This window comes from Phycicoccus jejuensis, assembly GCF_044797865.1.
In the GTDB taxonomy this organism is placed as follows: Bacteria; Actinomycetota; Actinomycetes; order Actinomycetales; family Dermatophilaceae; genus Phycicoccus; species Phycicoccus jejuensis.
Genome location: NZ_CP085209.1, coordinates 2,008,015 through 2,020,837 on the forward strand (window position 1 = coordinate 2,008,015; position 12,823 = coordinate 2,020,837).

Annotated in this window: 11 protein-coding genes; 8 read left to right on the forward strand and 3 right to left on the reverse strand. The window is 75.5% G+C overall.

The window, feature by feature from the left end; genetic code table 11:
- The first annotated feature begins 93 nt into the window (after positions 1-93).
- From LG324_RS09435 to LG324_RS09470, 8 genes are all read left to right on the forward strand, one after another.
- Positions 94-1,503 (forward strand): MFS transporter, encoded by a 1,410-nt coding sequence (locus LG324_RS09435; protein ID WP_030527350.1) that lies wholly within the window; start codon positions 94-96, stop codon positions 1,501-1,503.
- 170 nt (positions 1,504-1,673) lie between these two features.
- Positions 1,674-3,674: a molybdopterin oxidoreductase family protein gene (locus tag LG324_RS09440; protein ID WP_404353134.1), complete on the forward strand. Its 2,001-nt coding sequence runs from the start codon at positions 1,674-1,676 to the stop codon at positions 3,672-3,674.
- Positions 3,671-5,149, forward strand: coding sequence for an FAD-dependent oxidoreductase (locus LG324_RS09445; RefSeq protein WP_404353062.1), 1,479 nt, complete (start codon positions 3,671-3,673; stop codon positions 5,147-5,149). The genes LG324_RS09440 and LG324_RS09445 overlap by 4 nt, the downstream gene beginning before the upstream one ends.
- A complete protein-coding gene (nirB, locus tag LG324_RS09450) occupies positions 5,146-7,728 on the forward strand; it encodes a nitrite reductase large subunit NirB (RefSeq protein WP_404353063.1) in 2,583 nt (860 codons plus the stop codon). The genes LG324_RS09445 and nirB overlap by 4 nt, the downstream gene beginning before the upstream one ends.
- A complete protein-coding gene (gene nirD, locus LG324_RS09455) occupies positions 7,725-8,099 on the forward strand; it encodes a nitrite reductase small subunit NirD (protein ID WP_030527346.1) in 375 nt (124 codons plus the stop codon). The genes nirB and nirD overlap by 4 nt, the downstream gene beginning before the upstream one ends.
- Before the next feature lie 7 nt (positions 8,100-8,106).
- Positions 8,107-9,336, forward strand: coding sequence for a uroporphyrinogen-III C-methyltransferase (gene cobA / locus LG324_RS09460; RefSeq protein WP_404353064.1), 1,230 nt, complete (start codon positions 8,107-8,109; stop codon positions 9,334-9,336).
- Complete coding sequence (locus LG324_RS09465) at positions 9,329-10,477, forward strand: uroporphyrinogen-III synthase (protein WP_404353066.1); 1,149 nt, start codon at positions 9,329-9,331, stop codon at positions 10,475-10,477. The genes cobA and LG324_RS09465 overlap by 8 nt, the downstream gene beginning before the upstream one ends.
- Positions 10,474-11,160, forward strand: a complete 687-nt coding sequence (locus LG324_RS09470) for a sirohydrochlorin chelatase (protein WP_404353067.1) — start codon at positions 10,474-10,476, stop codon at positions 11,158-11,160. The genes LG324_RS09465 and LG324_RS09470 overlap by 4 nt, the downstream gene beginning before the upstream one ends.
- Before the next feature lies 1 nt (position 11,161).
- Here the strand turns inward: LG324_RS09470 and LG324_RS09475 are convergent, their stop codons facing one another.
- From LG324_RS09475 to LG324_RS09485, 3 genes are read right to left on the reverse strand one after another with little or no spacing between them, the layout of a single operon-like run.
- A complete protein-coding gene (locus tag LG324_RS09475; RefSeq protein WP_207022862.1) occupies positions 11,162-11,476 on the reverse strand; it encodes an AzlD domain-containing protein in 315 nt (104 codons plus the stop codon).
- Positions 11,473-12,219: an AzlC family ABC transporter permease gene (locus LG324_RS09480; protein ID WP_207022863.1), complete on the reverse strand. Its 747-nt coding sequence runs from the start codon at positions 12,217-12,219 to the stop codon at positions 11,473-11,475. Before LG324_RS09480 ends, LG324_RS09475 begins: the two co-directional genes overlap by 4 nt.
- Complete coding sequence (locus LG324_RS09485) at positions 12,216-12,821, reverse strand: GNAT family N-acetyltransferase (RefSeq protein WP_030527340.1); 606 nt, start codon at positions 12,819-12,821, stop codon at positions 12,216-12,218. The genes LG324_RS09480 and LG324_RS09485 overlap by 4 nt, the downstream gene beginning before the upstream one ends.
- Between the last annotated feature and the right edge of the window lie 2 nt (positions 12,822-12,823).

The following is a 12,823-nucleotide window of genomic DNA, read 5'->3' on the forward strand; positions in this document are numbered from 1 at the left end:
GCCGCACGAAACACGCCCTCCCTAGATTTCCGGTCATCCAACGACGGGGCGCCGGGCCAGGTGTCCCCGGGGCACCGACCGGGAGGACCCGCGATGACCACCACGACCACACCCTCGGCGGGCACGGGCGCCGACGACCTCGGCGTCGTCGGACCCGGGCGCTGGATCGAGCGCTGGGACCCCGACGACGAGACCTTCTGGGAGCAGCGGGGACGTGGTGTCGCCCGGCGCAACCTCGTGTGGTCGATCGTCGCCGAGCACATCGGCTTCTCCGTCTGGCTGCTCTGGTCGATCGTCGTCGTCAAGATGACGGGCACCTTCGCCGCCGACGGCACCCTCGTCACGGCCGGGACCGCCGGATGGGCCCTCACGGCCGGGCAGGCGCTGACCGTGCTGGCCGTGGCATCGGGGGTGGGTGCCTTCCTCCGCATCCCCTACACCTTCGCCGTTCCCCTCTTCGGTGGTCGCAACTGGACGGTGGTGTCGGCGCTGCTGCTCCTCGTCCCCACCCTCGGCCTCGCGTGGGTCGTCCAGCACCCGGAGCTGCCCTTCGGCGTCCTCCTGCTCGTCGCGGCGACGGCCGGCCTGGGCGGGGGCAACTTCGCCTCCTCGATGGCCAACATCTCCTTCTTCTACCCCGAGCGCGAGAAGGGCTGGGCGCTCGGTCTCAACGCGGCCGGCGGCAACATCGGCGTCGCGGTCGCCCAGAAGGTCGTGCCACTCGCCATCGGGCTCGGCGGGCTGGCGGCCGGCCTGTCCAACGCCGGACTCGTGTACGTCCCGTTGGCCCTCGCCGCCGCCGTCACGGCGTGGCTCTTCATGGACAACCTGCGCGAGGCCAAGGCCGACCCGCGCCCGACGGCGACGGCGACCAAACACCTGCACACGTGGGTCATGGCCTTCCTCTACATCGGGACCTTCGGGTCCTTCATCGGCTACTCCGCGGCGTTCCCGACGCTGCTCAAGGTGGTCTTCGAGCGGCCCGACATCGCCCTCGGCTGGGGTTTCCTCGGGGCGCTCGTCGGCTCGGTGTCGCGTCCGCTCGGTGGGCGTCTCGCCGACCGTCTGGGCGGCGCCAGGGTCACCGTGGTCACGTTCGTCCTCATGGCCGCGGCCGGCTGGTCCGCCGTGATCGGGGTGCAACAGAAAAGCCTGCCGCTCTTCTTCGTCAGCTTCATGGTCCTGTTCGTCGCGACCGGCGTCGGGAACGGCTCGACTTACCGGATGATCCCGGCCATCTTCACCCGGATCGGTGCGCGGGACGGCGACGGCTCGGAGCGGTCCCGGACCGAGTTCAAGCGGCGCGCGGCCGGCGCGGTCGGCATCATCTCGGCGGTCGGCGCGTTCGGCGGCTTCGTCATCCCGTTCGTCTACAAGTTCTCGACCGAGCACTACGGCTCGATCGTCCCGGCGCTGCAGGTCTACGTCGCACTGTTCCTCGTCATGGCCGTCGTCACCGCCGCCGTGTACGTCCGCAAGGGCGCGACGATGGGCGCGGTCTGACCGTGGTCCCGACCTCCGCGCGGGAGACGGTGGGGCCGCTGTCCGGCGGCCCCACCGCCACCCACTGTCCCTACTGCGCCCTCCAGTGCGCCCAGACCCTCCTGCGCACTCCCGAGGGCCGGTTGCCCGTCGAGGTCCGCTCGCGGGACTTCCCGACGAACCGCGGGGGGATGTGCCAGAAGGGATGGAGCTCGGCCGAGGTCCTGGCGGCGCCCGACCGGCTCACCACACCGCTCGTGCGGCGGGACGGGCGGCTCGTGCCTGCCGCGTGGGACGAGGCGCTCGACCACGTCCACGCCCGGCTCGAGGCGATCCGTGCCGAGCACGGCGCGGAGGGCGTGGCCGTCTTCGGCGGCGGGGGGCTGACCAACGAGAAGGCGTACACGCTCGGCAAGTTCGCCCGGGTGGTGCTGCGCACCCCGTACATCGACTACAACGGTCGTTTCTGCATGTCCTCGGCGGCCGCCGCCGCCAACCGCACGCTGGGCGTCGACCGGGGGCTGGCCTTCCCGCTCGGCGACCTCGGCGACGCGGACGTCGTGCTCCTCGTCGGGTCGAACCCCGCCGAGACGATGCCGCCCCTGGCACAGCACCTCGCCGGTGCCCGCGCCCAGGGCGGGCTGGTCGTGGTGGACCCGCGACGCTCGGCCACCGCGCGCCTGACCGCCGACGGTGGGGGCGTGCACCTGGCTCCGGTGCCGGGGACCGACCTCGTCGTCCTCCTCGCCCTCACCCACGTCCTGGTCGACGAGGGGCTGGTCGACGCCGACTACCTCGCGGCGAGGACCACCGGCTGGGAGGACGTCCTGGCCTCGATCAGCCGGTGGTGGCCCGAGCGAGCGGAGGCGGTCTGCGGGGTGCCGGCCGACACCCTGCGTCGGGTCGCGCGGCGGCTGGCCGCCGCCGCCCCGGTGCACGGCGGCGGCGGGGCCTACGTCGTCACCGGGCGCGGGATGGAGCAGAGCGCCCACGGCACCGACACCGTCTCGGCGGCCATCACGCTGGCCCTGGCCCTCGGACTGCCGGGCCGGCGGGGGAGCGGGTACGGACCGCTCACCGGCCAGGGCAACGGACAGGGTGGCCGCGAGCACGGCCTGAAGTCGGACCAGCTGCCCGGCTACCGCCATATCGCCGACCCCGCGGCCCGCGAGCACGTCGCGCGGGTGTGGGGGGTGGACCCCCAGGACCTGCCCGGCCCCGGCGTCCCGGCGGTCGAGCTGCTCCGGCGGCTCGGCACCGGCGGCGGCCCACGCGCCCTGCTCGTCCACGGGGCCAACCTCGTGGTCTCGGCACCGAACGTCGGTGCGGTCCGGAAGGCGCTCGGCCGTCTGGACCTGCTGGTGGTCAGTGACGTCGTCCCGTCGGAGACGGCGATGCTCGCCGACGTCGTCCTCCCGGTCGCGCAGTGGGCCGAGGAGGAGGGCACGATGACGAACCTCGAGGGTCGCGTCATCCGTCGGCGCAGGGCGCTGGACCCTCCCGGGGACGCCAGGGACGAGCTGTGGGTGATGCGCGAGCTGGCCGCCCGCTTCGGGGTCGAGCTGTCCGACGACGCCCGTGAGGTGTTCGACGAGATGGCCCGGGCCTCGGCCGGCGGGAAGGCCGACTACTCCGGGATCACCTACGACCGGCTCGATGCGGGTGAGGCGCTGTACTGGCCCTGTCCCGCCGACCGGCCCGAGGGCACCCCGCGGATGTTCCAGGACGGCTTCGCCACCCCGGACGGGAGGGCGCGGCTGGTGGCGGTCGACCATCGGGCCCCTGCCGACGACGTCACGGGGGAGCGGCCGGTGCACCTCGTCACGGGCCGGGTGCTGCAGCACTACCAGTCCGGAGCGCAGACCCGACGCGTCGAGGAGCTCGTCGAGGCCGCGCCCGGGCCCGTGGCCGAGCTGTCGCCGGTCCTCGCCGACACCCTCGGCCTCGAGGACGGCGACCGGGTCCGCGTCTCGTCGGCCCGTGGCTCCCTCACCGTCCCGGCCCGGGTCACCGACGCCATCCGGCCGGACACCGTCTTCCTGCCCTTCCACTGGGCCGGCGAGCTGAGCGCCAACCTGCTGACCACCGACGCCACGGACCCGGTGTCCGGGATGCCCGAGTTCAAGGTGTGCGCCGTCCGCGTCGAGCGGGTCGCGCGGGCCGTCCCCGCCCCCGAGGAGGTCCTCGCATGAGGGTCGTCGTCATCGGCCACGGCATGGTGGGCTCCCGGTTCGCCGAGGAGCTCGTGGCCGCCGACCCCGGCGCCGAGGTCACCGTGCTCGGCAAGGAGCCCGTCCCCGCGTACAACCGGGTGCTGCTCTCGGGCGTCGTCGCGGGCTCGACCGACCCGGCCCTGCTCGCGATGGCCGGGCCGGCCCACCCGCGACTTCGGGTCCTCACCGGTGTCGCGGCGGTGGACATCGACCGGCAGGCCCGGACGGTGCGGGACGCGACGGGCCACGACCACGCGTACGACGTCCTCGTGCTGGCCACCGGGTCGGCAGCGCGCGTCCCGGCCATCCAGGGCGTCGCGGACGACCGCGGACTGGTCCCGGGCGTCCACGTGCTCAAGGACCTGGCCGACGCCACGGGCATCGTCGACCAGGCGGTGGGCGCCCGGAGGGCCGTCGTCCTCGGCGCGGGGGTCCTCGGCATCGAGGTCGCGACCGGGCTCGCCGCGCGCGGCCTCTCGGTGCGCGTGGTCCACCTCGGCCAGCGGCTCATGGAGCGACAGCTCGGGTGGGAGGCGGCGCAGGTCGCCGTGGGCAGCCTCGGGCGCCTCGGCATCACGACCCACGTCGGGGCCTCCGTCGCCGGCGTCCTCACCCGCCGCGACCGCCTGTCCGGGGTGCGCTTCGGGGACGGCCTCGAGGCCGCCGCGGACCTCTTCGTGATGTGCTGCGGCACCAGCCCGGAGACGGTCCTGGCGCGCCGCGCCGGACTCACCTGCGACCGGGGCGTCGTCGTGGGTGAGGACCTGTGCAGCCCCGACGACCCGGCGGTGTTCGCCGTCGGCGACTGCGCCCAGCCGCCCGAGGGCGGGCGCGGGCTGGTCGCCCAGGGTTGGGAGCAGGCCCGGCGGCTCGTCACCCGGCTCAGTCGGGCGGACGGCGGCCCGGGCGCCGACGGCACCACGGACGTCGTGCGCGTCAAGGCGGTCGGCCTGTCGATGGTGAGCATGGGCCTGTCCGGTGACTTCGACCGCGAGGACCCGCGCTACCGCGTGCTGTCCCTCAAGGACCCCGAGCGCGGCCGCTACGTCGAGGTCGTCGTCGCCGGGGGGCTGCTCGTCGGCGCGACCTGCCTCGGCGACGCCGAGGTCGGGGCGACCCTCTCGGCGCTCTACACCCGCTCGATGCCCGTGCCGGAGGACCCCGCGCTGCTCATGGTCCGCGTTCTCGCCGGCGGCGGCCCCGGGGTCGTCAGCCGGGCACCGGCCGACCTCGAGGACGGCGACCGGGTGTGCTCGTGCAACAGCGTGAGCGCCGGGGCCGTCCGGGCCGCCGTCCACGGCGGTTGCCGCACCGCCGTCGAGGTCTCGCGCCGGACCCGGGCGAGCACCGGCTGCGGCGACTGCCGCAGCACCGTCGAGGCGCTGGTCGCCGCGACGGCATCCGAGCAGGGCAGCCAGCAGACACACCCCGACCTCGTGAGGAGCCAGTCATGACCGAGCACGTCGTCGTCGTCGGTGGGGGGATGGTCGCCCACCGGTTCGTCGAGGCCCTGCGGGCCCGCGACACCGCGGGGGCCTTCGCCGTCACCGTCCTGGCCGAGGAGGAGCGCGCCCCGTACGACCGGGTCGGGCTCTCGGCCTTCTTCTCGGGCACGCCGCCGGAGGACCTCGCCCTGGGCGACCCGTCCCTGTGGGAGCACCCCCTGGTCACGCTGCGGCTCGGAGCGGGTGTGGGCGCACTCGACCGCGCAGCCCGCACCGTGACCCTGGCATCCGGTGAGACGCTCGGGTACGACCACCTCGTGCTGGCCACCGGCTCCTACGCCTGGGTGCCGCCGCTGCCGGGTGCCGACCTGCCGGGCGTCTTCGTCTACCGCACGGTCGAGGACGTCGTGGCCCTGCGCGACTGGGTGCACGCCCGCTCCGCGGTCCTCGGACGTCCGGTCCGCGGGGCGGTGGTCGGCGGAGGGCTCCTCGGTCTGGAGGCGGCGGGTGCGCTGACCAGCCTCGAGGTCGAGACGACCGTCGTCGAGTTCGCCCCGCGGCTGATGGCCCTCCAGGTCGACGAGGGTGGCGGCGAGGCGCTGCGCCGGATCATCGAGACGGTGGGGGTGAGCGTCCGCACCGGGGCGGCCAGCGAGTCGCTCGAGGCGGCCGAGGACGGCACGGTCGGCGGCCTGCGGCTGACCGGCGACGACACCGCGGTCCCGGTCGACGTCGTCGTGGTCGCCACCGGGGTCCGGCCTCGCGACGAGCTCGCGGCGCCCGCCGGGCTCGCCGTCGGCCCGCGCGGTGGGGTGCTCGTCGACGAGGGCTGCCAAACCGCGGACGAGCGGGTCTTCGCGGTCGGCGAGGTGGCCTGCATCGAGGGCCGCTGCCTGGGCCTCGTCGCGCCGGGCTACACGATGGCCGAGATCGCCGTGGACCGGTTGCTCGGTGGGGAGGCGACCTTCCCCGGCGCGGACCTGTCGACCAAGCTCAAGCTGCTCGGCGTCGACGTGGCCTCCTTCGGGGACGCCTTCGCCCAGGCCCCCGGGGCGCTGGAGATCGTCCACTCCGACCCGGTCGCCGGGACGTACAAGAAGCTCGTCCTGTCCGACGACGCGCGGGTGCTGCTCGGCGGCATCCTCGTCGGGGACGCCTCGGCCTACGCCTCGCTGCGCCCCATGGTCGGTGCCGAGCTGGGCGCCGACCCGGGGGTCTGGCTCTACCCCGAGGGCGCCGGCGCCCGCCCGCAGACCGAGCTGCCGGACGCCGCCCAGGTGTGCTCCTGCAACGGCGTGACGGCCGGGACGGTCCGGGCCTCGGTCATGGAGGGGTGCCACGACCTGCCGGCGGTCAAGACCTGCACCCGGGCCGGCACCTCGTGCGGCTCCTGCGTCCCACTCGTCAAGAAGCTGATGTCGGTGGAGTTGGCCAGGGCGGGCCTGGCCGTGTCCTCGGCGATGTGCGAGCACTTCGCGATGGCCCGGGCCGAGCTGTTCAACGTCGTCATGGTCAGCGGGCTGCGTCGCTGGAGCGAGATCGTGCAGCGCTTCGGCTCCGGGCGTGGCTGCGACATCTGCAAGCCGGCCGTCGCCTCCATCCTGGCCAGCCTCTACGACGAGCACGTGCTCGGCGAGGACCGGGCCGCCCTGCAGGACACCAACGACCGCGTGATGGCCAACCTCCAGAAGGACGGGACCTACTCGGTGGTGCCGCGGGTGCCGGGTGGGGAGATCCTGCCCGAGCAGCTCGTCCTCATCGGCGAGGTCGCGCGTGACTTCGGCCTGTACACCAAGATCACCGGCGGCCAGCGGATCGACCTCTTCGGGGCCCGCCTCGAGCAGCTCCCGGCCATCTGGCAGCGCCTCGTCGACGGTGGGATGGAGTCCGGGCACGCCTACGGCAAGGCCTTGCGCACGGTGAAGTCGTGCGTCGGGTCCTCCTGGTGCCGCTTCGGCGTGCAGGACTCGGTCGGGATGGCCGTGATGCTCGAGCTGCGCTACCGCGGGCTGCGCAGCCCGCACAAGGTCAAGCTCGGCGTCTCCGGGTGCGCGCGCGAGTGCGCCGAGGCCCGGGGCAAGGACGTGGGCCTCATCGCCACCGAGAACGGCTGGAACGTCTACGTCGGCGGCAACGGGGGGTTCACCCCCCGGCACGCCCAGCTGTTCGTCGAGGACGTCGACACCGACACCGCCGTGCGCGTCGTCGACCGGTACCTCATGTACTACGTCCGCACCGCGGACCGGCTGCAACGGACGGCGCCCTGGCAGGAGGACCACGAGGGCGGGCTCGACCGGATCCGCGAGATCGTCGTCGAGGACGTCCTGGGGATCGGTGCCGACCTCGACGAGCAGATGGCCCGCCACGTCGAGGCCTACGAGGACGAGTGGGCCGCAGTGCTGCGCGACCCCGTGCGGCTGCGGCAGTTCTCCTCGTTCGTCAACGCCCCCGACACCGCTGACCCCACTCTGGCCTACGTGGCCGAGCGTGGCCAGCGCCGCCCGGCCACCGAGGCCGAGCGGGCCGCCGGCCTCGCCACCCCCGGCCCCGTCCTCATCGCCTCGACCACCCTGGAGGTCCGCCCGTGACCGCGATCGCCGACCGCCCGACCCGCCTCGCCGTGTGCGACGTCGGGCAGCTGACCCCCGAGCTCGGTGCCGCCGCCCTCGTCGGCGACCGGCAGGTCGCGGTCTTCCTGCTCGGTGACGGCCGCGTCTTCGCCGTGGACAACGTCTGCCCCTTCTCGGGCGCGGCCGTGATGTCGCGCGGGATCACCGGCTCACGGGGGGAGGTGGCGACCGTCGCCTCGCCGGTCCACAAGCAGGTCTTCTCTCTCGAGGACGGCCGCTGCCTCGACGCGCTCGACCGCACGCCGCTGCCGGGACGTGGACCCGACTTGGCGACCTACACCGTGACCGTCGACCATGGACGCGTGACCATCCACCTTCCGGCGGCGTGACGCGCCCGTGACCACCCTCGTCGGCCTCGACCTGGCCGGACGCCGCGTGCTCGTCGTCGGCGCCGGTGCCGTCGGCATGCGCCGGGCACGGCGCCTCCTCGACGACGCCGCGCACGTCGTCCTCGTCGACCCCAGCCCCTCCGACGACGCCCGACGCGTCGCGAGCCACGGCGACGCCGAGCTGTTCGTGCGACGTGTCGAGGAGGCGGACCTCGACGACGTCTGGTTCGTGGTCGCCGCCACCGCCGACCCGGCCGTCAACGGGCAGGTCGCGGCCTGGGCCCGGGCACGTCGCACCTGGTGCGTCAACGCCTCGGACCGGCGCGACGGCAGCGCCCGGATGGCGGCCTCCAGCACCCACGGCGACCTCGCCCTCGGTGTCGTGTCCGTCGGGGACGCCGACCCCCGGCGGGCCGCCGTGGTGCGCGACCAGCTCGCCGCACACGTGGCCGGCGGAGAGGTCGACCTGCGCCGGCGCCGCGTCCGGCGCGGACGGGTCGTGCTCGTCGGCAGCGGCCCCGGGGACCCCGGCCTCGTCCCGCTCGCCGGGCTCGAGGCCCTGATGACGGCCGACGTCGTCGTCACCGACCGGCTGGGCGCGACCCCGCTGCTCGACCGGCTGCCGCCCGACGTGGAGGTGGTCAACGTCGGCAAGAGCCCGACCAACCACCCGGTGCCGCAGGCCGAGATCAACGCCCTCCTCGTCGACCGGGCCCTGCGCGGGCTCACCGTCGTGCGGTTCAAGGGCGGCGACCCCTACGTCTTCGGCCGGGGCGGCGAGGAGATGCACGCCTGCCGGCTCGCCGGGGTGGAGGTCTCGGTCGTCCCCGGCATCACCTCGGCGTTCTCGGTGCCGGCGCTCGCCGGCATCCCGGTGACCCAGCGCGGCGTCTCGACCTCGGTCCACGTCAGCTCCGGCCACGTCGGGGCCGACGACGCGACCCTCGCCGCGCTCGGCGCCGGAGCCACCGTGGTGCTGCTCATGGCCGTCTCGGCTCTGTCTGCCATCTGCGAGGCGGCGACCTCGGCGGGTGTCGACCCAGGGCTGCCGGTCGCGATCATCGAGTCGGGCTCGACCCACGCGCAGCGGGTGACGCGGGCGACCCTGCGCACGGCGCCCGTGGTCGCCGAGCGCGAGCGGGTGCGGCCGCCGGCGGTCATCGTCATGGGGCGGGTCGCGGCCGAGGGGTTCCTCGACGACCCGGTCTGCGCGACGGACGGGGGTGGCGATGACTGACGCGGCAGCCGGGCGCGTGCGCTCGCTGCAGGCCGGGGGGCCGGTGCTGGTCGGGTGCACTGTCGCGGTCACCGCCGACCGACGGTTCAAGGAGCTCGCGGCTGCGCTCGAGCGCCGAGGGGCGACCGTCGAGCACGCGCCGGCCCTCGAGGTCGTGCCGCACCTCGACGACCTCAGCCTCGTCGACCGCACGCGGGAGGTCCTCGAGAACCCGCCGGACGTCGTCGTCGCGACGACGGGCATCGGCTTCCGCGGCTGGGTGGAGGCCGCCGACGCGGCCGGGCTCGCCGAGGACCTCCTCGACGTCCTCGGGGCCGCCCGCCTCATCGCCCGCGGTCCCAAGGCGCGCGGCGCCATCGAGGCCGCCGGGCTGACGGCGGACTGGGTCGCCACGTCGGAGACGGCGCAGGAGATCCGGACGTTCCTCCTCGCCGAGGGGGTCGAAGGGCTGCACATCGCCGTGCAGCACCACGGGAGCGGCGCCGATGGGCTCGACGAGGCGTTTGTCCAGGCGGGCGCGAAGGTCACCTCTGTCGTCGTCTACAGCTGGGGTCCGGCCGACCCCGAGGTGCTCGCCGACTCCGTCGAGCGCACCGCTGCGGGGCTCGTGGACGCGGTCGTGTTCACCTCCGCCCCGGGGGTGCTCGCGTGGCTGGCCGCGGGGACGGAGCACTCGCTGCACGAGATCCACCGGCGCAACCACGCCGGCCGGCTGGTGCTCGCCACCGTCGGGCCGGTGACCGCCGCACCCCTCGTCGACGCCGGGCTGGCCCCACTCGTCCCGAGCCGATGGCGGCTCGGTGCGCTCGTCCGCGAGCTCGTGACGCACTACGCCGACCAACCGGCGCTCGAGACGGTGGCCGGCTCCCTCGCGGTGCGGGCCCGGGTCGCGGTCCTCGACGGCCGGGCGCTCCCCCTGGGGCCGGCCGGCGTGGCCCTCCTCGCCGACCTCGCGGCGGCCGGTGGCGCGGTGGTCCCGCGGGAGCGGCTCCAGCGGTTGCTGCCCGGCGGGTCGAGCGACGGGCACGCGGTCGACGCGGCGATCGCCCGCGTCCGAGAGGCCTGTGGCTGCAAGGACCTCGTGCGCACGGTCGTCAAGCGCGGGTACGCCCTCGCCCTGGCGACGCCCGAGGCCTCGTGAGACCGACCCTCGTCGTCTGCGGGCACGGCACCCGTGACCCGCGCGGCCGCGCGGTCGTCACGGCGGCGGTCAAGGCGGTCGCGGCACGGCTGCCGGGGGTCGAGGTGCGCGAGGCGTACGTCGACGTCCACGGACCGGCCGTCGACGAGGTCGTGGCGTCGCTGCCGCTGCGGCCCGACGGCTCGCGCGCCGGGGTGGTCGTCCCGCTGCTGCTCGCCGCCGGCTACCACGTGCGGGTCGACCTCGCCGAGGCCGTCGTCGGGCGGCCGGACGTCGTCGTCGCCCCCGCGCTCGGGCCGGACGACCGCCTCGTCGACCTCCTCGTCGAGCGGGTGGAGCAGGCCGGGGGAGCAGGCCCGCGGGACGCGGTCGTCCTCGCGCCGGCCGGGTCGAGCGACGAGCACGCGCAGGAGGCCTCGGCCGAGACGGCGCGCCGGCTCGGGGAGCGCCTGCGCCGCCCGGTGCGCCTCGGCTACGCGGCGGGCCCGCGGCCGCCGGCCGCCTGCGCGGTGACGGCGGCGCGCATCGACGGTGCCGAGCGCGTCGTGCTCGTCTCGTACCTCTTGGCGCCGGGGTTCTTCCAGCGCCGGCTCGAGGGGTGCGGCGCCGACGTCGTCACCGCCCCGCTGCTCCCGGACGACCGCGTGGTCGACGTCGTGCTCGAGCGCTACCGCACGGCCTGACTCAGCCCCAGCCGACGGCCCGTAGCAGCGCCGCGGTGGCGGCCGCCCCGGCGACGACGACGAGGAAGTTGGCGCGCACGAGGAGCAGGACGACGGCCACCGCGAGGGCCGCGGCGCGGGCGTCGAGGACGAGCGCCCCGGCGTCCCCGGCGACGGTCTGGACGGTGACGAGGGCGGCGAGCAGCGCGACGGGCAGCAGGGCGATGACGCGGGAACGACGCTCACCCTCGACCCAGTGGGCGGGCACGAGGTAGCCGGCGAGCTTGAGCGCGTAGGCCGCGGCGCAGGCGAGCAGCACGGTGGTCCAGGTCGTCACGGCAGCGGGTCCCGTCCGTCGAGCTCACCGGGGGCGGCCGTCGGCGACCCCTCGTGCCGTCCGCCGCGCCGCAGCCCGACGGCGAGGGCGGCGAGCACGGAGAGGATGACCGGCACGCCCGGCGGCAGGAGCGGGCTCGTGACGAGGGCGATGAACAGGGCGAGCACCGCGGTGGCCGCCGCGTCCCCGCTGCGCAGGCGCGGCCAGAGGAGCGCGGCGAAGGCCGCCGCCGCCGCGGCGTCGAGCCCGTAGGTGCGGGGGTCGCCGAGCGCGTTGCCGACGAGCGCGCCGACGAGGGTCATGAGGTTCCATCCGAGGAACACGGCGATGCCCGTGAGCCAGAACCCGATCCGCTGGGCCGGTCGCTCCGGCTGGGCCACCCCGACGGCGGTCGACTCGTCGATGGTCAGCTGGGCCGCCGCGAGCCGGCGCAGCCCCGCGACGCCGAGGAAGCGCGAGGTCTGCAGGGCGTAGAGGCCGTTGCGGACACCGAGCAGCGACGACGTCGCCACCGCGGCCACGCCGCTGCCCCCGGCCCCGAGCACCCCGACGACGGCGAACTGCGACCCGCCGCTGAACAGCAGGAGCGAGAGCGCCTGCGTCTGCCAGACGTCGAGGCCCGAGGCCACCGACAGCGCCCCGAACGAGACGCCGTAGAGGCCCGTGGCGCCGCCGACCGACAGGGCCTGGCGCCGCACCTCGCGCCGCCGCTCCGGGGGGAGCGGCGCCGCGGAGCCCGTCATCCCCCGTCCGGCTCGTCGAGCCGGGCCAGCACCCGCACCTCGCGCAGCGTGTCGCCGTCGGGCGAGACGACGCGGTCGCGGAAGGCGCCGTCGGGGCCCAGCCCCGAGCCCGCGAGGAAGGCGCGGGTCTCCTCGTCGTCGGCGAGCAGCCACGCGGTGACGGTGTCGGCCCCGGCCTGGCGCAGCTGATCGACGGCGGCGTTGACCAGCCGCGAGCCGTGGCCCTGGCGGCGGGCGTCGGGGTGCACGGCGAGGAGCGTGACCTCGCCCCAGGCCCCCTCGGCGTCGGGGTCCTGCGACGGCCCCAGCGCGACGGCGCCGACGACCTGCGGGCCGGCGCACGCGACGAGCAGCCGGTGCACGCCCTCGGGCGGGGCGGTCAGGCCGGCCCGCCAGGCACGCGCGAAGGCGTCCGGCTCGAAGAGCGCGATGACGTCGTCGGGCAGCCGGCCGGCGTAGGTCGCGCGGAAGACGTCGGCCTGCACCCGGCCCACGGCCGGCGCGTCGTTGGCGCGGGCGACCCGGACGCTCGCGTCGGCCGTGGGGCCGGCGTCGGACCCGTGGTCGTGCGGGTGGTCGTGGGAGTGGTCGTGCGTCGTCATCG